Genomic DNA, 19,463 nt, shown 5'->3' with positions numbered 1-19,463 from the left:
GCTGCGGCCAAGCTTATCAGGGCCGCTGGGGCGTGCGAAAGCCGGGACTTTTCCGGAACGGATCAGTCGAGGGCGGTCGGTGCTCCGGAGAGAGCGGCGAAGGCGGCTCGGCGTCTGACGTTCCGGCACCGTCGAACGTCGTCTCGGCTGGTGATAGCCTCCCGTCACCACCTCTGGGAGGGACTCATGAAGACGTTCGCAATCGCGTTCGCCCTGCTGTCGCTTTCGGCTGCCGCCGCCTCGGCTGATACCTGCGTTGCCAACGCCGACGCGAAGAAGCTCGCCGGCGCGGCCCGGACGTCCTTTATCGGAAAGTGCCAGAAGGATGCGACGGCGGCTTGCAATACCCAGGCAGCCGACAAGAAGCTACATGGCGCAGCGCAAACCAGCTTCACCACGAAGTGCGTGAAGGATGCCGTGGGGCAATAGACCGGGCATCTCAGCCTCGCGGCGCAGTGTGGCGCCACAGCCACGCTGCTGCCTCAGGTTGTTAACTGAACGTTAACTCATCTCGACAGCCGGCTGCATATCTCCGACGATGCCCCTAAAGGTTGGGGGTGGGAAAATCATGCTGAGGCGGGGAATTCGCGTCGGCGCGTCGGCGACGGCTGCGCTCTTCATGGCGGGCTGTGTCACGACCGAAGTGGCCCGGTTCCAGCCGAAGGCCCAACAGGAAGCCATCGTGCGCGACGGGCAGCCGGCCTTAGTGTCTAAGAAGACAAAGACGGTAGCCCTCGTTCGGCCGGCCTCTCGCGGCCTCCGGCCAGGAGCCCGGCCCGTCTACGTGGTGGGCGTGTTCAACGCTACCGGCGCAGCGATCACCCTGAAGGCTGAAGACATCACGGTCGAGCAGCTGATCGATGGTCAGCCGGTGAAGCCGCTCAAGGTCTACAGTTACGAGGAGCTCGTGCGCGAAGAGCAGACGCGCCAAGTGATAACGGCCGTGCTCGTTGGTGTTGCCGCGGGCGCCAACGCCGCGGCTGCGGCCAACGCCGGCTATTACAACAGCACATCGCGGGTCTACTCGCCCTATGGATCGGCGACGGTCGTGACTTCCGGTTATAGCCCCACAGCCAACGCCATCGCCCAAGCGAACGCCTCCTACCAGAATGCCCAGATGATCAATTCTGCAGTCGAGCGCGGCCAACAGAACATGGCCGCTCTGGAGCGCGACGTGATCAAGGACAACACGATGATGCCCGGCGAATGGTACGGCGGGCAGGTGGTTTTCGACCCGCCGCAGACGTCGACGGGAGATCAGAAGGCCTATCGGATCACGATCAACGTGGGTGGCGAGCGTCATGAGGTCGATGTGGCGCAAGAGGCGCCGTTCCGCGCCTGACGGCTGTTTGCTCGCATCCAGATCTTGCGAGGCGGCGCCTGCGCCGTCCGCCGGCGCCGCCGGCTTAATGCGCACCTGAAATGGGGCGCCGCGCGACCATAGCCGTCGTGGCCATCGGGGGCGCCCTTTGGCTCATCGGACAGCTCGGGAGCGGCAACAGGGCGCCGCAGAGTTCGAGTGGTCCATCTCAGCAGGCAGTAGCCCCGAGCCGACCGACGGTCCCGCCGTCCGGTTCTCCGGCTTCGCTCGCACCGCCAACGTCCACGAAGATCCTACCGACGGCGCCGGAACCGGCCCGCCTGCAGGTCAGGGGATCTGACGTGGCATTCCGGGCCGGGCCATCGCGAGACGACGCGATCATCGATCGGCTCGCGAAGGGTCTGAAGGTGGAAGAAATCGACCGCGCCGGCGAATGGTCCAAGGTGCGGCACCCGGTGACAGGCCGGGAAGGATGGGTGTTCTCCAGGCTCCTCGGTCCACTCGACGGCCAGGACCGCGTAGAGCCAGCAAAGCCCGCGAAGCCGGTTCCGCAGGTGAAGCCACCCCCAGCGCCCGCGTTGTCGGTTGCCGTCATCGCCCAGCGTCTCATCGCGGAATCGCGCGCCGGCTATCCGGGCTCCTGCGCATGCCCCTATGACACAGATCGAGGAGGCCGACGATGCGGCGCGCGAAGTGCCTATTCGAAGCCGGGAGGCTATGCGCCGATCTGCTACGAAAGCGACGTCACGGCGCAGATGGTGGAAAAGTATCGCAGCAGGCACTGACTGCGGTAGCTCGGACCAGGCTGAGGATAGCGAGGATCATTGCCGGCGTCGCCTTTCCCTGCTGCTTCCATGGGATCACGCTCGCGTTCCGACCGAGGAGCCGAGCATGGGACTGCGGTGGGCAGCCAGGGGCGCGAGGATGGCAGAGATGGCCAGAGAGCGCATTGCGAAGACCGGTATGGCGCCGGGTGGGCGGCCGGTTTGGACAGCGCGGGAAATGGCTCTGCTGGCCGTGATCTATCCCGATTACACGAGGGCGCTCAAAGTATTGGAGAGGCGCACCCTGGCAGCATGCCGCTTCCAGGCTCGCGCTATGGGACTGGTAACCCGTCTCCACATGTGGACCGGGTCAGAAGAGGCTCGTCTGCGACGGCTGTATCCCGTTCTGAGCGGCGAAGCGCTGCTCGCTGCGTTCCCTGGCCTCACGTTGCAGAAAATAGGCGTAAAAGCCGGTGGCATGGGACTCAAAAAGAAGCGAAAACCTTACAATAACTCAGGGTTTCCCGCGATTGATCAGATTCGCAATAGGGCCTTCGAGCTAAATATTTCCATGTCCGATTTAGATAGTATGGCCGGCACCAAAACCTACTTCCGAAGGGGCGGCTGGATAGGTCGCCCGAAGCCAAATTACAGGGCAATAGGGCGCGCGGCAGAAGCCCTTGATGGACTGGTCGCGGTGCGCTGGAGCGAAGGGAGCTAGGGCCCGCCCTTCCTCAATCGCACCCCCGGCCCCTCGCCGTTCTCTGCCACGAAGATCACGCCAGCGGCTTCGAGGGCCTTCTGAATGGCGAGCAGGGTCGATGCCTTCGGATCGGCGGAGCCTCGTTCGATGTTGTTGAGGGCTGTTGCGGAAATGCCCGCCGCCTTGGCGAGGTCGGCCTGGGTGAGCCCCAACATGGCGCGGGCCCCGCGGATCTGCTGTGGTGTAATCATGCAGCTGGTATAGCGTCCGCTTGTTTTTTTCTCAAGTGCGCTTGACGCTGCCGCAAGTTGAGGTTAATCCAATCCTACTTGAGAAATTCTCAAGCGGAGACGATTATGCCCAACCTCTCCCACATCATGCGCCGCGCCTGGTCGCTCCTGCGCCAGTCCATGGCGCCCTACAGCCGGCCCGCCTTCGCCGCCCACCTGCGGCAGGCGTGGCACGAGGCCCGCAACGCCCCGGTGACAGATTGGGCGGTGCTCAAGCGCTACATTGTCGTGTCGCGCGGCGCTCACCGGGCCGAGGTGATCCGCAAGCTGGAGAACGCTCTCGCCGAGGACCGCGCGGTGCGCCGGATTGGCCCTCGGTTGCAGCGTCGTGCGGGATCGATGCGCAGGTGATGCTTCGAGCCGGCCCCGGGCTAGTCCCTGTCGTAGACGCGCTCGCTCGCGAAATCTCTTTGAGAAAGCGCAAAACGCAGTCCACTCGGTCCAAGCGGCCAGCGACTGCCTCCGTCGAGGCGACTGGCCAGCCTCGCCCGCTGCTGACGTCAGAGCCCTCCGAAGACGAGGCGCCCGAGACGAAGAGGAAGCGCGATTGGAAGACTGGACCGAAGCCCAAAGCCATCGTCGAATTCCCTGCCGCCCGAGAAGGCGAATGGGATGACCCTTCGACCTTTGCGGAGGCGCTCGCTCTTCACATGGAAAGGCACGGCGACACAACCGCGTCGTGCGCGTCCATCGTGATCCGTTCGAGCCGATCCTGGCGGTGCTCGAGGCGGAAAGCCCGGTGCGGGAGTATTTGAAGATCCCCGCGGAGATCCTCCGCCTCATGCCCGACGCCAAGCGCTATCCAGTGGCGGCAGCCGAGGCGGTCCGATCCTTCCTGATGATCCGCCTCGGTCTTCACCTCGGCCTTCGGCAGAAGAACCTTCGGCAGCTTCTTGTCTGCCCACGCGGGCAGGCGCCAGCGACGGAGCGCCAGCTTGAGGATGCAAAGCGAGGAGAGCTACGTTGGAGCGAGCGAGATCAGGGCTGGGAGGTGTTCATTCCGGCGTGCGCCTTCAAGAACGCCACCTCGTCCTATTTCGGCTCGAAGCCGTTCCGCCTGGTGCTGCCCGACCTCGGCAGCCTCTATCACTACATCGACGCCTATATCGACCGGCACCGGAAGGTGCTCCTGCGTGGCGCCTCTGATCCCCGCACCTTCTTCGTCAAGTCGGTGAAGGCCAAGACGGCGGACCCGGCGTATTGCCAGAACACGTTCTATGAGGCGTGGCGGCAGACGATACAGCGCTATGGCATCTACAACCCCTATACCGAGCGGGGCGCCATCAAGGGTCTGCTGCCGCATGGGCCGCACAACGTGCGAGACGTGCTGGCGACGCACATTCTGAAGGTGACGGGCTCCTACGAACAGGCGAGCTACGCCATTCAGGACACGCCCGAGATGGTCGCCAGCCACTACGGCCGGTTCCTGCCGCAGGACAAGGCCGCGCTCGCCGCGCAGATCCTGAACCGTGTATGGGAGGCGGCCTGAGCGCCGCCGTCCCGCCTCTTCCCGCATGGTCTCGGCAAATCCCGCTTGTGTCCACCGTGGACCACCACGAGCTAACGCACGTGCTGGGGCAGATGCTGGGGCACGACTTCGTGCCACCTAAAATATCAATTTATTTTCAGATGCTTAGTTGTTTAAACTGGCGGAGAGGGAGGGATTCGAACCCCCGATACGGTTGCCCGTATGCCGCATTTCGAGTGCGGTGCATTCGACCACTCTGCCACCTCTCCGCAGAGCCGGCGCCGGAGGAGGTCCGCGAGGGATCCGTGGGCGCCGGTGGCGTGGTCCTGCGCTTCTAGCGGACGTTGGAGCGAAGGACAAGCGGTCGCGCAAAGGTCCGTCGCGGAGACACGAACCGGTCTTCACCGCGGACACGGGGAGCCGCCGCTGGGCCGCAAGAGTCCAGCGGCGCTATGGGGCGCCGCGCCGCGCCTTCACACCGCCTTCAGGTGCCGCAGCGGCCGGCCGGAGGAGATGCCCTGGGCGGCGGCGATGATGGCGGCGGTGTCGAGGCCGTAGTGGGCATAGAGGTCGGCCAGCGTTCCAGTCTGGCCGAAATGCTCGACGCCCAGCGCCCGCACCCGGTGGCCGGCGACGGCACCGAGCCAGCCCAGCGTCGCGGGATGGCCGTCGATGACGGTGACGAGCCCGCAATGGCGCGGCAGAGGCGACAGCAGCCGCTCCACATGGCTCTGCGCCCCCGCAAAGCCGCGCTCGCGGGCGCGGGCGGCAGCGGTCCAGCCGGCGTTGAGGCGATCGGCGGAGGTGACGGCCAGCAGGCCCACGTCCCGCCGGTCCTCGGCGATGAGCGCCACCGCGTCGATGGCCTCGGGCGTCACCGCGCCCTGCACCGCAATCACCACGTCGCAATTGGGGCCCGGCTCGCGCAGCCAGTAGGCACCGTCCACAATGCCACGCTTCTGCCCTTCGGTGAGGACACGCTTCGGCTGCTCCAGCGGGCGGGTGGACAGGCGGAAATAGATGGAGCCGCCGGTTTCGTCGCGCAGCCAGTTGCGCTCGTCCGGCGCGCCATCCCCGTCGCGCTGCACATAGTCGAAGGCAAATTCCATCAGCACCGCCAGCTCATCCACGAACGCCGGCTCGAAGGCGGCAAGGCCGTCCTGCGCCATGCCGATGAGCGGCGTCGAGATCGACTGGTGCGCCCCACCCTCGGGCGCGAGCGTGATGCCGGAGGGCGTCGCCACGAGGATGAAGCGGGCATCCTGGTAGCAGGCATAGTTCAGCGCATCGAGCCCGCGGCAGATGAAGGGGTCGTAGAGCGTGCCGACCGGCACGAGGCGGGCGCCGAACAGGGAATGGGAGAGGCCGAAGGCGGAGAGCGTCAGGAACAGGTTCATCTCGGCGATGCCGAGTTCCATGTGCTGGCCCTTGGGCGAGAACTCCCAGGCGAAGGTGGAGGGGATGCGCTCGCGCCGGAACACGTCGGCCAGCGCCTCATGGGCGAACAGGCCGCGCCGGTTCACCCACGGCCCGAGATTGGTGGAGACGGTCACATCAGGCGAGGTTGTGACGATCCGGTCCGCGAGCGGGCTGTCGCCCTTGGCGAGATCCTGAAGGATGAGGCCGAACCCCGCCTGGGTGGAGATGCTGGGATTGGGCGGCGGCGCCAGCGCCGGCACCTTGAGCGCGGGGTCGGCATAGCGGCGCGGGCCGCCCTGCGCGAAGGGCACGCGATCGAGGAAGGCGCGCAGCTCGCCTTCAGGATGCTTCAGCCCCTCGAACGGCTCCCATTCGCGCCCGGCGCCCACGTTCATGGACGCACGCAGCGCCTCCATCTGGGTGGGGGTCATGAGGCCGGCGTGGTTGTCCTTGTGGCCGGCCAGCGGCAGGCCGAAGCCCTTCACCGTGTAGCAGAGGAAGGCCACCGGCCGGTCGTGGTCGATGGCGTCGAAGGCGGCGATGAGGGAGGCGATGTCATGGCCGCCGAGATTGGTTATCAGCGCGGACAGTTCGGCGTCCGAGCGCCGGCCGATGAGGGCGGAGACGTCGCCCTGGTCGCCGAGGTCGTCCATCAGGCGCTTGCGCCAGGCGGCGCCGCCCTGGAAGGTCAGGGCGGAATATTCGGCATTGGGGCAGGCGTCGATCCAGCGCTTGAGCGCATCGCCGCCGGGCTCGGCGAAGGCGGCCTGCTGGAGGGTGCCGTATTTCAGCACGACCACCTGCCAGCCCATGGCCTCGAAGATGCCGGTGAAACGCTCGTAGAGGCCTTCGCGCACCACGCCGTCGAGGCTCTGGCGGTTGTAGTCGATGATCCACCAGGTGTTGCGCACCTCGTGCTTCCAGCCCTCCAGCAGGGCCTCGAAGACGTTGCCCTCGTCCAGCTCCGCGTCGCCCACGAGGGCGATCATCCGCCCCTTGGGCCGGTCGCCGGCGAGGCCGTGGGCGTGGACGTAATCCTGCGCCAGGCTGGCAAACAGGGTCTGCGCCACGCCGAGGCCCACCGAGCCGGTGGAGAAGTCCACGTCGTCGGCATCCTTGGTGCGCGAGGGGTAGGATTGCGCGCCCTTGAAGCCGCGGAAATTTTCGAGCCGCGCGCGGTCCTGTCGGCCGAACAGATACTGGATGGCGTGGAAGATGGGGCTCGCGTGCGGCTTCACCGCCACCCGGTCCTGCGGGCGCAGCACGTGGAAATAGAGCGCGCTCATGATGGCGGCGAGGGAGGCGGAGGAGGCCTGATGTCCGCCGACCTTCAGGCCGTCCGCGGCGGGCCGCAGATGGTTGGCGTTGTGGATCATCCAGCTCGCCAGCCACAGCACCTTCTTCTCCAGCTCGCCGAGGATCGCGAGATCGGCGGCCGAGGGCGGGGCGGGTTGGGCGCGCAGGACGGGCGCGGTGGAACGGGGGGAGGCCATGGCGTTTCCTCGGGCGGAATTCTTCCGGGGCCGCAGCATCGGCCCGGTCACGAGTTTAGCGCGGGCCAAGCGGCGTTTCCGGTCAAATCGCCCTTACGTTACCGCAGCTCGCGCCATAAAATGCTACTAGACGCACCCGATGGAGCGGATTCATGCGCCTCGATGCCATCGACCGGAAAATCCTCGCCGCCCTGCAGGCCGATGGCCGCAAGAGCATTGCGGAGCTGTCCGGCGAGGTCGGCCTCTCTCCCTCGCCCTGCCTGAGGCGGGTGAAGGCGCTGGAGGAGGAAGGGCTCATCGCCCGCTATGCGGCGGTGCTCGACCAGCGCAAGGCGGGGCTGCCGGTGAGCGTGTTCGTCTCCATCAAGCTGGAGCGCCAGCAGGAGGAGGCGCTGGATAGCTTCTCCGCCGCCATCCGGGGCTGGCCGGAGGTGCTGGAATGCTATCTGATGACTGGCCCGCGCGATTACCTTTTACGGGTGGTGGCGGCCGATCTCGACGCCTATGAGCGCTTCCTGAAGGAGAAGCTCACGCGGCTCGACGGCATCGCCTCCATCGAAAGCTCCTTCGCGCTGGAACAGGTGAAATATTCCAACATCCTGCCGCTGCCGTGACGGCCGGATGCGAGAGGAGCATCAGATGGCCATATGCGTCGGCATCGGCGGCTGGACGTTCGAGCCGTGGCGCGGCGTCTTCTATCCCGAAGGCCTGCCCCACGCGAAGGAGCTGCGGCACGCGGCCTCCGTGCTGAAGACCATCGAGATCAACGGCACCTTCTACCGCACGCCCTCCGCCAAATCCTGCGCCGACTGGGCGCGGCAGGTGCCCGACGGCTTCGTCTTCGCGTTGAAAGCCACGCGCTACGTCACCCAGCGCCGCGTGCTGGCGGAGGCGGAGGAAAGCGTCGGCAAGTTCATTTCGAGCGGCATCGTGGAGATGGGCGACCGGCTTGGCCCCATCAACTGGCAGTTCGCGGCGACGAAAGCCTTCGATCCGGACGACATGGCCGCCTTCATGGCGCTGCTGCCGAAGGCGCATGAAGGCGTCGCCCTGCGCCATGCTCTGGAGGTGCGGCACCCTTCGTTCGTGGTGCCCGAGTTCGTGGCGCTGGCCCGCAAGCACAACTTCGCCATCGTCTACGCGGACCACGAGACCTATCCCGCCATCGCCGACCTGACGGCGGACTTCACCTACGCCCGTCTCCAGCAGACCGCCGAGGAGATCGAGACCGGCTATGGCGCCTCCGACCTCGCGCGCTGGGCCAAGGCGGCGAAGGACTGGGAGGCCGGCAAGGTACCCGAGGGCCTGCCGCAGGCGGGGACACCTGCAAAGGCCGCGAAGGGAAAGAAGGCCGACACGCGCGATGTCTTCCTCTACCTCATCGGCGGTGCGAAAGTGCGCAACCCGGCCGGCGCCATCGCCTTGCAGCGGGAGGTGGACGGCGAGTAAACAGCCGTTGACCTCAATCAACGCCAGACGTGTGCGCTGCGGTAAAGTGTTGACAGAGACGGTTCCCGACGCCCCGCGGGAGTGCCACTCTCGTGCGGCATCGCGGGGGCGTGCCCAGCCCCTGAAGGTGTCCCCATGAAGCGCTCCCTCGCCATCCTTGCCGTCATCGTCGCCCTCGCGGCCGCAGGCGGTGCCGGGGCGTGGTATCTCGCGCATCGCAGCCGCGCCCTGCCGCCCGGCTTCGCCGAGGGCAACGGGCGCATCGAGGCCACCGAGGTGGACGTGGCCACCAAGGCCGCCGGCCGCCTGCTGGACGTGCTCGCCGAGGAAGGCGACTTCATCAGGCAGGGGCAGGTGGTCGCCCACATAGACGTCTCGGACCTCGAGGCGGCCCTGCGCACGGCGGATGCGCAGGCGGCGCAGGCGCGCCAGTCCCGCGACACCGCCTTTCATGTGGTGGAGCAGCGCAAGGGCGAGCTGGACCTCGCCACCAAGGAACTGGAGCGGCAGGAGACGCTGGTTTCCAAGGGCTTCGCCACCGAGCAGAAGGTGGACCAGTATCGCACCACCAAGCTCACCGCCGCCGCCGCGCTCGCCGCTGCCCAGTCCAGCCTCGCGGCGAGCGAGAGCGCCATCCGTGCGGCGGAAGCCGAGGTTGACCGCCTGAAGCGCCTCGTGGCCGACGGCACCCTCATCGCCCCCAAGTCCGGACGGGTGATCTACCGCCTCGCAGAGCCGGGGGAGGTGCTGGGCGCGGGCGGCAAGGTGCTGACCTTCATCGATCTCTCCGACGTCTACATGACCATCTTCCTGCCCGCCGCCGACGCCGGGCGCATCGGCCTCGGCACGCCGGCACGCCTGCTGCTGGAGCCCCTGCCCGACCGCGCGGTGCCGGCCGCCGTCTCCTTCGTCTCGGCCCGCGCCCAGTTCACCCCCAAGCAGGTGGAGACCCAGCGCGAGCGCGACCGCATGATGTTCCGCGTCAAGCTCCGCGTCGCCCGGCCGCTGGTGGAGAAGTATCTGGAGCACGTGAAGACCGGCGTCACCGGCGTCGGCTACGTGCGGCTCGATCCCGCCGCCCAATGGCCCGCGTGGCTCGAGTCCGACCTCGTGCAGGAATTCGGCGAGCCCGCCAAGGACAGCGGAGCGAAGGATACGGGAGCAAAGAAGTGAGCGAGGCCGCTCCGGCGGCACGCCCGGACGCCGTCCGGCTCGCCGGCATCCGCCACGCCTATGGGAAGACGCAGGCGGTGGATGGCGTGGACCTCACCATTCAGGAAGGCTCCGCCGTCGCCCTCGTCGGGCCGGACGGGGTGGGCAAGTCCACCCTCCTCGGCCTGATTGCCGGTGCGAAGCGCATCCAGACGGGCCGCGTCGAGGTGCTGGGGGCGGACTTCGCGTCCCGCCGCGCGCGGGAGGAGGCGCAGCCGCGCATCGCCTTCATGCCGCAGGGGCTGGGGCGCAATCTTTATCCCAATCTCTCGGTGGCCGAGAACATCGCCTTCTTCGCCCGCCTGTTCGGCGAGGACGCGGCGACCAAGGGCGCCCGCGTCGCCCCGCTGCTTGCTGCCACCGGGCTCGACCCGTTCGCCGACCGGCTCATGCGCAAGCTCTCGGGCGGCATGAAGCAGAAGCTCGGCCTGTGCTGCGCATTGGTCCACGACCCCGACCTCCTGCTGCTGGACGAGCCCACCACCGGCGTCGATCCCCTCTCCCGCCGGCAGTTCTGGGACTTCGTGGACACCATCCGCGCCGACCGGCCACACCTCACCCTCCTCGTCGCCACCGCCGACATGGAGGAAGCCGCCCGCTTCGGCCGCGTGGTGCTGATGGATCGCGGCCGCATCCTCGCCGACGCCAGCCCGGCCGAGCACCTCGCCCGCACCGGTCAGCCGACGCTGGAGCGCGCCTTCATCGCCTTGCTGCCGGACGGGCAGCGCGGCGACGGAGAAGCCTCGCTGCCCGTCGCCGCCATTCCGCCGGACGCACCCATCGCCATCGAATCCCGCGGCCTCACGCGCCGCTTCGGTGACTTCGTGGCGGTGGACGATGTGAGCTTCACCATCCGCCGCGGCGAGATCTTCGGCTTCCTCGGCTCCAACGGCTGCGGCAAGTCCACCACCATGAAGATGCTCACCGGCCTGCTGCCGGCGTCCTCCGGCGAAGCGCTGCTCTTCGGCGTGCCGGTGGACCCGAAGGACATCGAGACCCGCCGGCGCGTCGGCTACATGTCGCAGGCCTTCTCGCTCTATGGCGAACTCACCGTGCGGCAGAATCTGGAGCTGCACGCCCGCCTGTTCGCTTTGCCGGAGGACGCGGCGGCAAAGCGCATCGCCGATCTCGTCGCCACCTTCGACCTCACCGACCATCTGGACGACCTGTCGGACGGCCTGCCGCTGGGCGTGCGCCAGCGCCTGTCGCTGGCGGTCGCGGTGCTGCACGAGCCGGAGGTGCTGATCCTCGACGAACCCACCTCCGGCGTCGATCCGGTGGCCCGGGACGGCTTCTGGGACCACCTCCAGCGGCTTTCGCGGGAGGAGGGCGTGACCATCTTCGTCTCCACCCATTTCATGGGGGAAGCGGAGCGTTGCGACCGCATCTCCTTCATGCACGCCGGCCGCGTCATCGCCACCGGCACGCCGCAGGCGCTGAAGGAGGCGCAGCACGCGGCGAGCCTCGAAGAGGCCTTCGTCGCCTATATGGAGATGGGCGGACGCGCCGCCGGCACGCAGGCCCGCCTGCCCCCTCCCCAGCCGCGGCCCGCGGGGCGGCCCTCCGCCTTCTCCCCGCGCCGCCTCGCCGCCTATGCCTGGCGCGAGACGCTGGAATTGAAGCGCGATCCGGTGCGCCTCGCCTTCGCGCTGCTGGGCACCGCGTTCCTGATGATCATCTTCGGCTACGGCATCACGCTGGACGTGGATCGCCTGCGCTTCGCCGTGCTCGACCGCGACCAGACGCCGGAAAGCCGCGCCTATATCGACGGCTTCGCCCACTCCACCTATTTCCGCATCCAGCCGGCGCTGACCTCGCCGGACGATCTCGACCAGCGGCTGAAATCCAACGCCATCGCCTTCGCCATCGAGCTGCCGCCGAGCTTCGGCGCGGATCTGCGCTCCGGGCGGCAGACGGAGGTGCTGGTGACCATCGACGGCGCCATGCCGTTCCGGGCCGAGACCATCAAGGGCTATGTGGAGGCGGTTCACACCCTCTTCCTCGCCGATGCGGCGCAGGCGGCCGGGCGCGCCTATTCCACCTTCGCCGGGCTGGAGATGCGCTACCGCTACAACCAGTCCTTCCGCAGCCTCGACGCCATGGTGCCGGCCAACATCGCGCTGATGCTCATCTTCATCCCGGCCATCCTCACCGCGCTGGGGGTGGTGACGGAGAAGGAGCTGGGCTCCATCACCAACCTTTACGTCACGCCGGTGACGAAGCTGGAATTCCTGCTCGGCAAGCAGGCGCCCTATGTGGGGGTGGCGCTGTTCAACTTCGTCATCATGGTGCTGATGGCGCTGTTCCTGTTCGGGGTGCCGCTGAAGGGCTCGTTCCTCGGGCTGGCGCTGGGGGCCTTCGCCTATGTGCTGGCAACCACCGCCATCGGCCTCGTCTCCTCCACCCTCACCAACACCCAGGTGGCGGCCCTGTTCGGCACCGCCATCGGCACCATGATGCCCTCCACCCAATTCTCCGGCATGCTCCAGCCGGTGGCCTCGCTGGAGGGCGGGGGATGGGTGCTCGGCACCTTCTTTCCCACCACCTATTTCATGCGGGTGAGCGTGGGCGCCTTCACCAAGGGGCTGAGCTTCACCGAGCTTGTGCCCTTCATCCTGGCCACCGCCGCCTTCTGGCCGGCGTTGCTCGCCATCGCCTTCCTCATCCTGCGCAAGCAGGAGGCCTGACATGGCCGCGCCCGCCCCCTCCCCCCTCAAGGCGAAGACACCCAGCCGCCTGCCGCTGGCCAACGTCCGCTGGCTGGTGGGCAAGGAACTGCTCGGCCTGTGGCGCGACCGCGCGCTGCTGGTGCTGGTGGTCTATGCCTTCACCGCCGCCATCGTGCTGCAGGCGAACGGCATGAAGCACGACCTCAACCGCGCCGCCGTGGCGGTGGTGGACGAGGACAATTCCGCCCTCTCCAACGCCATCCTCGACGCTCTGCTGCCGCCCTCCTTCCAGCGGCCGGTGCCCATCGCCCCGCAGGACGTGGACCCGGTGATGGATGCGGCGCGCTACACCTTCGTGCTGAATTTCCCGCCCAACTTCCAGGCGGACGTGCTCGCCGGCCGCAGCCCCGAGGTGCAATTGCTCATCGACGCCACGGCGCTGATGCAGGCCGGGCTGGGCGCCAACGACATCTCCGCCATCTTCCAGACCGAGGTGAACCGCTTCGTGCTGCGCCATTCCGAAGGGGTGGCGAGCCCGGTCAATCTCCAGATCCGCGCCGCCTTCAACCAGGGGCTGGAATCCTCCTGGTTCACCGGCACCATGGGCCTCATCACCAACATCACCATGCTCTCGGTGCTGCTCGCCGGTGCCGCGCTGATCCGCGAGCGCGAGCACGGCACGCTGGAGCACCTGCTGGTGCTGCCGGTGCGTCCCTCCGAGATCATGCTGGCGAAGGTGGTGGCGAACGGGGCAGTCATCCTCGTCGCCACTCTGGTCAGCCTCATCGTGGTGCTGAAATGGGTGCTGGGCGTCGCCATCGCGGGCTCGATCCCGCTGTTCCTGGCGGGCGCCGCGCTCTATCTCTTCTTCACGGCGTCGCTGGGTATCTTCCTCGGCACGCTGGCCGGGTCCATGCCGCAGTTCGGGCTGCTGTTCTTCCTGGTCGTGCTGCCCATGAACATGCTGTCGGGCGGCTTCACGCCGCTGGAGAGCATGCCGCAATGGCTGCAGGTGGGAATGCAGGCCTCGCCCTCCACCCAGTTCGTGGCCTTCGCGCAGGCCATCCTCTACCGCGGGGCGGGGCTGGAGACGGTGTGGCCGCGCTTCGCCGCCACCTTCGGCATCGGCGCGCTGTTCTTCGCCGTGGCGCTCGCCCGCTTCCGCACCTTCCTCGCCGCGCAGCAGTGAGGAAAGGGCCATTCGGCCCGTCATCCCCCGGCTGGTCCGGGGGATCCACTCCGCCGCGCGTCCTGCCCCGGCAATCGGGCACCCTGGCGGCCCCACGGTGGATCGCCCGCACAAGGCTCGCGATGACGACGGTCAGGGATTGAGGGTTGGCTCGCCTCCGCTCAGGCGCCGCGCGGGCTTTGTCGTTGCACTTCGCTCAAAGGCCGCGCGGGCTTTAGATGTAGTCCACGAAGGAGGCGAGCTGTTCCTGGGACAGGTCGCGCATCTGGGCGAGGGTGTAGGTGTCGAGCACCGTGCCCATGGCGTCACGCACCCGCACCATCAGCAGGCGCACCTCACAGGTGGCGATATCGCAATCCTCGCACGGCTCGTAGGCGTTGCGGCTGGCGCAGGGAAAGGGCGCCAGCGGCCCGTCGAGGGCGCGGATCATCTCGCCGACGATGATGTCGTCCGCGGGCTTCGCCAGCCGGTAGCCGCCGAGCTTGCCCTTCTTGGACGAGAGGAAGCCGGCGTTGCGCAGCTCGCCGAGGATCACGTCGAGGAATTTCTTCGGGATGTTGTTGGCCTCGGCGATGTCCGCCACCTGCGTGGAGCCGCCCGGCGGCAGGCGGGCCAGGTGGACCGCCGCCTTGAGACCGTATTTTCCCTTTTTCGTCAGCATTGTGCGCCCTCTTTCGGGCTTATGGGGACAGAGCGCGCCGCCGTCAACGGCGGGCGTTAGGAAAATCCCGCGGCTTCAGTCGGTGCCGGCGCCGTCCTTCAACTCGTAGCGGCTCATGAGCGGCGCTTGGGCGAAGGCGAAGGCGAAGGTCAGCGGCAGATAGCCGAAGGTCTTGAAGGTCACCCAGGTGTCCGTGGAGACGGTGCGCCAGACGATCTCGTTCAGCACCGCCATCACCAGGAAGAAGAGGCCCCAGCGGATGGTGAGCTTGCGCCAGCCCTCGTCGGTGAGCTTCACCATGCCGTCGAAGACATACGGCAGGAGCGGCTTCCTGAAATAAAGGCCGCCCAGCAGCAGCACGCCGAACAGGGCATTCACCATGGTCGGCTTGAGCTTGATGAAATGGTCGTCCTGCAGCCAGAGCGTCAGGCCGCCGAACACCATCACCACCAGCGCCGAGACCAGCGGCATCACCGCGATGCGCCGCGCCAGCACCCACATGGCGCAGAGCGCCACCAGCGTCGCCACCATGAAGACGCCGGTCGCCACATAGATGCCGCCGCGGCCGTTGGCGACGAAGAACAGCACCAGCGGGCCGATCTCCAGGCCGATCTTCAGCCAGGGGTTCATCTTGCGGGGGGCGGACGCGGACGCGGGCGAAGGGGCTTGCGATTGGGTCATTCAGGCGGGCCGGCAGGAGGAAGTTACCGCCGGGCACGGCGGGTTCAGCCGGAACGGCGCGACGTCTCCCATGTGGCGCGTGTGGCGCCAACAATCAAGCGGCGTGCGGGTTCAGCGCAGCTGGCCGAGGCAGGCGACGAGTTCCGGCCCCTCCTTGGGCACCCGCGCCTGAAGGCGGGACGCGAGCCGCTGGACGCCGGCGGTGGGATTGCCCGCATCGCGCCGGTGCGGATTGGGCAGCATCACCGCCAGCAGCGCCGCCTGCCGCGTATCCACCTGCGCGGCGGAAATGCCGAAGGCGCGCTGCGCGCCCGCCTCCACGCCGAATTCGCCATTCGGCCCCCATTCGGCGATGTTGAGATAGATCTCGATCAGACGCCTCTTGCTCACCACCAGATCGAGCCAGATGGCGAGCGGCATCTCGATGGCCTTGCGGATCAGCGCCCGCCCCGGCCACAGGAACAGGTTCTTGGCGATCTGCATGGGAATGGTGGAGGCGCCGCGGGTGTCCTCGAGTTCGTCCGCCTTCTCGATGGCCTCGCGCAGCTCGCCGAAATCGATGCCGACGTTCTGGCAGAAGCTGGCATCCTCCGAGGCGATGACCGTGCGCACCAGCGCCGGCGACATCTTCTCGATGGGCGTCCACACGCGCTCCACCCGCTCGCCGGTGATCCAGCGGCCGATCATCAGCGTCGAGACGGGATTGATGACGTTGTAGAGGACCGAAAGCACCAGCGGGATGGCAGCGAGGATGAGCACCACCCGAAGCACCAGACGGATCATCCTCCCCCCTCCCTGCCGCCATGCGGCTTGACCTTGACCCCTGGTTGAGGCACCCGGTGGCCCCCGTCAACGGTGCGCCCTCGCCGGGCGTTCCACCTTGCCCTTCTCAGCCACGCTAGGCCACCCGGTGACCTCTTCCCTCAAGGATCGTCTCGACGCCGCCGCCGCCATCACCGAAACCCGGCTCGCCGCCGCGCTCGGCGGTGCGGCGCTTGCCGGCGAGCGGCTGCGGCCGGAGCGGCTCATGGCCGCCATGCGCCACGGGGCTCTGGGCGGCGGCAAAAGGCTGCGGCCGTTCCTGGTGATCGAGGGCGCCGCCCTGTTCGGCCTTCCGGCCGAAGCCGCCGTGACCGCCGCCACCGCCATCGAGTGCGTGCACTGCTATTCCCTCGTCCATGACGATTTGCCCGCCATGGACGACGACGACCTGCGGCGGGGCCGTCCCACCGTCCACAAGGCCTATGACGAGGCCACCGCCATCCTCGCCGGCGACGGGCTGCTCACCCTCGCTTTCGACCTGCTGGCGGGTGAGGACGCCCATCCCGATCCGGCCGTGCGCATCGCGCTGGTGCGGGCGCTGGCGCGGGCGGCGGGCATCGGCGGCATGGTGGGCGGGCAGATGCTGGACCTCGCCGCCGAAGGGCGCTTTTCCGGCGGGGCGCCTCTCGCCCATGGGGAGGACGCCATCCGCGACCTGCAGGCCATGAAGACCGGCGCCCTGCTCGCCGTCTCGGCCGAGGCGGGGGCGATCCTCGGCGGCGCGGATGCGGGCCAGCGCGCGGCGCTGCTCGCCTACGGGCGGGCGCTGGGCGCGGCGTTCCAGATCGCTGACGACATTCTGGATGTGGAAGGAACGGCCGAGGAGGTGGGCAAGAAGGTGGGCAAGGACGCCGCCGCCGGCAAGGCGACGCTGGTCTCCCGCCTCGGCCTGCCCGAGGCGCGCCGTCTGCTGGACCGTCTGGTGGCAGAAGCGGCGGACGCCCTTGCGCCGTTCGGCGCGCGCGGCGAGATCCTCGCCGAAGCCGCCCAGTTCGTGGCCGCGCGGCGCAGCTGAGCGCATCTTGGAGGGGAGCGGCCGGCGAACCGGCCGCGGCCTCAGGCGTCCTCAGACCGCGAGGTCGCGCCGGTCCTCGACGGTGGAATCGGCGCGCATCCGATAGACCATCGGCACGCCAGTGAGCACCTCGCGCTTCATGATGCCTTCGGGAGACAGCTTCTCCAGCACCATGATGAGGGCGCGCAGCGAATTGCCGTGGGCGGTCACGATCGTGGTCTCGCCCCTCAGCACGCGCGGCAGGATCTCCTGATTGTAATAGGGCAGCGTGCGGGCCACCGTATCGCGCAGGCTCTCGCCGCCGGGCGGGGGGACGTCGTAGGAGCGGCGCCACACATGCACCTGCTCCTCGCCCCACTTGGCGCGGGCGTCGTCCTTGTTGAGGCCGGAGAGGTCGCCATAGTCCCGCTCGTTCAGCGCCTGGCTGGCCATCGTCTCCACGCCCTCCTGTCCCATCTCGCCGAGCACCAGCGACAGGGTGCGCTGGGCGCGGGAGAGGAGCGAGGTGAAGGCGACGTCGAACGTCAGGCCTTCGGCCTTCAGGAGCGCGCCCGCACGCTTCGCCTCCGCGACGCCCTGCTCGGTGAGGTCGGGGTCACGCCAGCCGGTGAAAAGGTTCTTGAGGTTCCACTCGCTCTGCCCGTGACGGACGAGGACGAGGATGCGATCCGACATGAAAAGTCTCCAGACACTCAGAAATCGGCAAGGCCGAGCACGTCGGCCATGGAATAGAGCCCGGGCTCGCGCCGGGTCTCTCCGCATTTCGTCCAACGGGCGGCGGTGAGCGCGCCGTTGGCGAAGATCATCCGGTCCTCGGCCTTGTGGACCAGCTCGATGCGCTCGGAGGCGCCGGCGAAGATCACCATGTGCTCGCCCACCACGGAGCCGCCGCGCAGGCTGGCGAAGCCGATATTGCCCTTCACGCGCGGGCCGGTGAGGCCGTCGCGGCCGCGATCGGAGCATTCGTCGAGCTTGCGGTTGCGGCCGGCCGCCGCCGCATCGCCCAGCAGCAGCGCGGTCCCGGAGGGCGCATCGACCTTCCGGTTGTGATGCATCTCGACGATCTCGATGTCGAAGTCGTCGCCCAGCGTCGCCGCCACCCGGCGGGTCAGGGCGGCGAGCAGGTTCACACCGAGGCTCATGTTGCCGGACTTGACGATGACCGTGCGCAGGGCCGCGTCGGCGATGGCCGCGTTGTCCTCGTTGGAGAAGCCGGTGGTGCCGATGACATGGGCGATTCCCGCCTCGGCGAGGCGACCGGCGAGGCGCACCGTGGCGGCGGGGGTGGAGAAGTCGATCACAACGTCGGCGCCGTTCAGCGCCGGGGCCACGTCGCTCTCCACCGTGATGCCGTTGGGGCCCGTGCCCGCCATCAGCCCGGCATCCTCGCCCAGATGGGCGGAGCCGGCATATTCGAGGGCGCCGACGAGCTTCAGCCCCTCGGTCTCGGCGATGGCGCGGATGAGCGTGCGGCCCATGCGGCCGCCGGCCCCGGCGATGACGATGCGCAGATCGGTCACGGGTAAAGTCCTCTTGGGCATTTTCAAGCGAAGGGGATACCGGTTCGCGTGAAGAAAATGCGTTAACTCGATACCGTCGATCGCTTCGCCGATTTAGCGAGTCGGGGAAAAGCGATCGAGAATGGTCGCGCTCAGGTGGGCGCGGCCTCGTGCCCGGTATAGCCGGAGATGAGGATGACGTCGGCGACCGACGCCTCCCGCCGGATGGCCAGCGCCTTCTGGTATCCCGGGGAGAAATAGCAGGCGCGCGCCGTCGCGACATCCTTGAACGCGATGACCACGTAGCGCGAGCGGCCATGGCCCTCCAGAACCTGGTTGCGCCCGCCCCGCACGACGAACCAGGCGCCGTATTCGGCCAGCGGCTCGGCATTGGCGGCCACGTAATCCTTGTAGCGATCGGGATCGGTCACATCCACCTTGGCCATCCAGTAGCCGCGCGGGTTCTCGGGCGTGCCTTCGGGCGGCGGTGCCGACGAAGGCTGTGGCCCGTCATAACCTTCGACAGCGGCGAGATCGGCGATGGCGGTGGAGCGGCGCAGATCGCGCACGTGCTGGTATTCGGGCAGGGTATAGGTGCTCAGGGCGTCCTCGTAGGAGGGCAGTTCCACCAGCACGTTGCGATGGCGCTTGATGCCTTCGAGCTGCTCGAAGTCGCCACCGCGGATCACGAACCGGAAGCCGTGCGACCGCGCGAAGGCGTAGTTCGCCTCGCGGTAGGTGATGTAGTCCACCGGGTTGACCACATCGAGATTGAGGAACCAGTAGCCGCTCGCCATCGCCGCCCCCG

Annotated in this window: 19 protein-coding genes, 1 tRNA gene and 1 pseudogene; 12 read left to right on the top strand and 9 right to left on the bottom strand. The window is 67.8% G+C overall.

All coding sequences use genetic code 11. The annotated features are described in order from the left end of the window. Window positions 1–186 precede the first annotated feature (186 nt). The 4 genes from J2126_RS13455 to J2126_RS13440 all read left to right on the top strand — a co-directional run bounded on the left by J2126_RS13455 (window position 187) and on the right by J2126_RS13440 (window position 2,806). Complete coding sequence (locus J2126_RS13455) at window positions 187–429, top strand: hypothetical protein (protein ID WP_209487448.1); 243 nt, start codon at window positions 187–189, stop codon at window positions 427–429. Window positions 430–568: 139 nt separating this feature from the next. Then, window positions 569–1,342 (top strand): hypothetical protein, encoded by a 774-nt coding sequence (locus J2126_RS13450; protein ID WP_209487447.1) that lies wholly within the window; start codon window positions 569–571, stop codon window positions 1,340–1,342. Window positions 1,343–1,662: 320 nt separating this feature from the next. Next, the gene (locus J2126_RS25785; protein ID WP_209487446.1) at window positions 1,663–2,106 is read left to right on the top strand and encodes an SH3 domain-containing protein; all 444 of its coding nucleotides are present in this window, start codon (window positions 1,663–1,665) and stop codon (window positions 2,104–2,106) included. 148 nt (window positions 2,107–2,254) lie between these two features. Further along, a complete protein-coding gene (locus tag J2126_RS13440; protein WP_209487445.1) occupies window positions 2,255–2,806 on the top strand; it encodes a hypothetical protein in 552 nt (183 codons plus the stop codon). Here the strand turns inward: J2126_RS13440 and J2126_RS13435 are convergent. Further along, window positions 2,803–3,039 carry a helix-turn-helix transcriptional regulator gene (locus J2126_RS13435; RefSeq protein ID WP_209487444.1) on the bottom strand — a complete coding sequence of 79 codons (237 nt, stop codon included), beginning with the start codon at window positions 3,037–3,039 and terminating at the stop codon, window positions 2,803–2,805. The genes J2126_RS13440 and J2126_RS13435 overlap by 4 nt on opposite strands. A 105-nt stretch (window positions 3,040–3,144) precedes the next feature. Between J2126_RS13435 and J2126_RS13430 the strand changes: the two genes are divergently transcribed. Both J2126_RS13430 and J2126_RS13425 read left to right on the top strand, forming a co-directional pair. Beyond that, complete coding sequence (locus tag J2126_RS13430) at window positions 3,145–3,429, top strand: hypothetical protein (RefSeq protein WP_209487443.1); 285 nt, start codon at window positions 3,145–3,147, stop codon at window positions 3,427–3,429. Window positions 3,430–3,751: 322 nt separating this feature from the next. Beyond that, window positions 3,752–4,567: pseudogene (locus J2126_RS13425) on the top strand (hypothetical protein); the annotation flags it as partial. A 158-nt stretch (window positions 4,568–4,725) separates the two neighbouring features. Here the strand turns inward: J2126_RS13425 and J2126_RS13420 are convergent. Beyond that, window positions 4,726–4,815, bottom strand: a tRNA-Ser gene (locus J2126_RS13420). A gap of 204 nt (window positions 4,816–5,019) precedes the next feature. Then, complete coding sequence (locus J2126_RS13415) at window positions 5,020–7,458, bottom strand: transketolase (protein WP_245327318.1); 2,439 nt, start codon at window positions 7,456–7,458, stop codon at window positions 5,020–5,022. Window positions 7,459–7,610: 152 nt separating this feature from the next. On the opposite strand from J2126_RS13415, the gene J2126_RS13410 reads away from it, so the two are divergent. From J2126_RS13410 to J2126_RS13390, 5 genes are all read left to right on the top strand, one after another. After that, entirely contained in the window at window positions 7,611–8,072 is a 462-nt protein-coding gene (locus J2126_RS13410) for an Lrp/AsnC family transcriptional regulator (RefSeq protein WP_209487442.1), read from the top strand. A gap of 25 nt (window positions 8,073–8,097) precedes the next feature. After that, on the top strand, window positions 8,098–8,907 hold the full coding sequence (locus J2126_RS13405) for a DUF72 domain-containing protein (protein WP_209487441.1): 810 nt from the start codon (window positions 8,098–8,100) through the stop codon (window positions 8,905–8,907). Window positions 8,908–9,042: 135 nt separating this feature from the next. After that, entirely contained in the window at window positions 9,043–10,080 is a 1,038-nt protein-coding gene (locus tag J2126_RS13400; protein WP_209487440.1) for an HlyD family secretion protein, read from the top strand. Beyond that, entirely contained in the window at window positions 10,077–12,806 is a 2,730-nt protein-coding gene (gene rbbA / locus J2126_RS13395; protein WP_348634298.1) for a ribosome-associated ATPase/putative transporter RbbA, read from the top strand. Before J2126_RS13400 ends, rbbA begins: the two co-directional genes overlap by 4 nt. A 1-nt stretch (window position 12,807) precedes the next feature. Then, the gene (locus tag J2126_RS13390) at window positions 12,808–13,977 is read left to right on the top strand and encodes an ABC transporter permease (protein WP_209487438.1); all 1,170 of its coding nucleotides are present in this window, start codon (window positions 12,808–12,810) and stop codon (window positions 13,975–13,977) included. Window positions 13,978–14,191: 214 nt separating this feature from the next. On the opposite strand, the gene J2126_RS13385 is transcribed toward J2126_RS13390, so the two are convergent. The 3 genes from J2126_RS13385 to J2126_RS13375 form a co-directional block, all read right to left on the bottom strand. Continuing rightward, window positions 14,192–14,638 carry an RrF2 family transcriptional regulator gene (locus tag J2126_RS13385; protein WP_209487437.1) on the bottom strand — a complete coding sequence of 149 codons (447 nt, stop codon included), beginning with the start codon at window positions 14,636–14,638 and terminating at the stop codon, window positions 14,192–14,194. Window positions 14,639–14,713: 75 nt separating this feature from the next. Next, window positions 14,714–15,319, bottom strand: a complete 606-nt coding sequence (locus J2126_RS13380; RefSeq protein ID WP_209487436.1) for a septation protein A — start codon at window positions 15,317–15,319, stop codon at window positions 14,714–14,716. Between the two features lie 111 nt (window positions 15,320–15,430). Then, on the bottom strand, window positions 15,431–16,102 hold the full coding sequence (locus J2126_RS13375) for a transglycosylase domain-containing protein (RefSeq protein WP_209487435.1): 672 nt from the start codon (window positions 16,100–16,102) through the stop codon (window positions 15,431–15,433). A gap of 127 nt (window positions 16,103–16,229) precedes the next feature. Between J2126_RS13375 and J2126_RS13370 the strand changes: the two genes are divergently transcribed. After that, window positions 16,230–17,156 carry a polyprenyl synthetase family protein gene (locus tag J2126_RS13370; protein WP_394101383.1) on the top strand — a complete coding sequence of 309 codons (927 nt, stop codon included), beginning with the start codon at window positions 16,230–16,232 and terminating at the stop codon, window positions 17,154–17,156. Between the two features lie 51 nt (window positions 17,157–17,207). On the opposite strand, the gene J2126_RS13365 is transcribed toward J2126_RS13370, so the two are convergent. From J2126_RS13365 to J2126_RS13355, 3 genes are all read right to left on the bottom strand, one after another. Then, on the bottom strand, window positions 17,208–17,831 hold the full coding sequence (locus J2126_RS13365) for a 2,3-bisphosphoglycerate-dependent phosphoglycerate mutase (protein ID WP_209487434.1): 624 nt from the start codon (window positions 17,829–17,831) through the stop codon (window positions 17,208–17,210). Between the two features lie 17 nt (window positions 17,832–17,848). Further along, window positions 17,849–18,676: a 4-hydroxy-tetrahydrodipicolinate reductase gene (dapB, locus tag J2126_RS13360; RefSeq protein ID WP_209487433.1), complete on the bottom strand. Its 828-nt coding sequence runs from the start codon at window positions 18,674–18,676 to the stop codon at window positions 17,849–17,851. 131 nt (window positions 18,677–18,807) lie between these two features. After that, window positions 18,808–19,452 carry a DUF1330 domain-containing protein gene (locus tag J2126_RS13355; protein WP_209487432.1) on the bottom strand — a complete coding sequence of 215 codons (645 nt, stop codon included), beginning with the start codon at window positions 19,450–19,452 and terminating at the stop codon, window positions 18,808–18,810. Between the last annotated feature and the right edge of the window lie 11 nt (window positions 19,453–19,463).

Source organism: Xanthobacter flavus, assembly GCF_017875275.1.
Taxonomy (GTDB): domain Bacteria; phylum Pseudomonadota; class Alphaproteobacteria; order Rhizobiales; family Xanthobacteraceae; genus Xanthobacter; species Xanthobacter flavus_A.
The sequence above is the reverse complement of the archived record's forward strand: the minus strand, read 5'-3'. Positions and strand labels throughout refer to the sequence as shown.

Coding starts and splice junctions, on each gene's coding strand:
- J2126_RS13455 (WP_209487448.1), top strand. CDS start 187: ATGAAGACGTTCGCAATCGCGTTCGCCCTGCTGTCGCTTTCGGCTGCC.
- J2126_RS13450 (WP_209487447.1), top strand. CDS start 569: ATGCTGAGGCGGGGAATTCGCGTCGGCGCGTCGGCGACGGCTGCGCTC.
- J2126_RS13440 (WP_209487445.1), top strand. CDS start 2,255: ATGGCCAGAGAGCGCATTGCGAAGACCGGTATGGCGCCGGGTGGGCGG.
- J2126_RS13435 (WP_209487444.1), bottom strand. CDS start 3,039: ATGATTACACCACAGCAGATCCGCGGGGCCCGCGCCATGTTGGGGCTC.
- J2126_RS13430 (WP_209487443.1), top strand. CDS start 3,145: ATGCCCAACCTCTCCCACATCATGCGCCGCGCCTGGTCGCTCCTGCGC.
- J2126_RS13415 (WP_245327318.1), bottom strand. CDS start 7,458: ATGGCCTCCCCCCGTTCCACCGCGCCCGTCCTGCGCGCCCAACCCGCC.
- J2126_RS13410 (WP_209487442.1), top strand. CDS start 7,611: ATGCGCCTCGATGCCATCGACCGGAAAATCCTCGCCGCCCTGCAGGCC.
- J2126_RS13405 (WP_209487441.1), top strand. CDS start 8,098: ATGGCCATATGCGTCGGCATCGGCGGCTGGACGTTCGAGCCGTGGCGC.
- J2126_RS13400 (WP_209487440.1), top strand. CDS start 9,043: ATGAAGCGCTCCCTCGCCATCCTTGCCGTCATCGTCGCCCTCGCGGCC.
- J2126_RS13390 (WP_209487438.1), top strand. CDS start 12,808: ATGGCCGCGCCCGCCCCCTCCCCCCTCAAGGCGAAGACACCCAGCCGC.
- J2126_RS13385 (WP_209487437.1), bottom strand. CDS start 14,638: ATGCTGACGAAAAAGGGAAAATACGGTCTCAAGGCGGCGGTCCACCTG.
- J2126_RS13380 (WP_209487436.1), bottom strand. CDS start 15,319: ATGACCCAATCGCAAGCCCCTTCGCCCGCGTCCGCGTCCGCCCCCCGC.
- J2126_RS13375 (WP_209487435.1), bottom strand. CDS start 16,102: ATGATCCGTCTGGTGCTTCGGGTGGTGCTCATCCTCGCTGCCATCCCG.
- J2126_RS13365 (WP_209487434.1), bottom strand. CDS start 17,831: ATGTCGGATCGCATCCTCGTCCTCGTCCGTCACGGGCAGAGCGAGTGG.
- J2126_RS13355 (WP_209487432.1), bottom strand. CDS start 19,452: ATGGCGAGCGGCTACTGGTTCCTCAATCTCGATGTGGTCAACCCGGTG.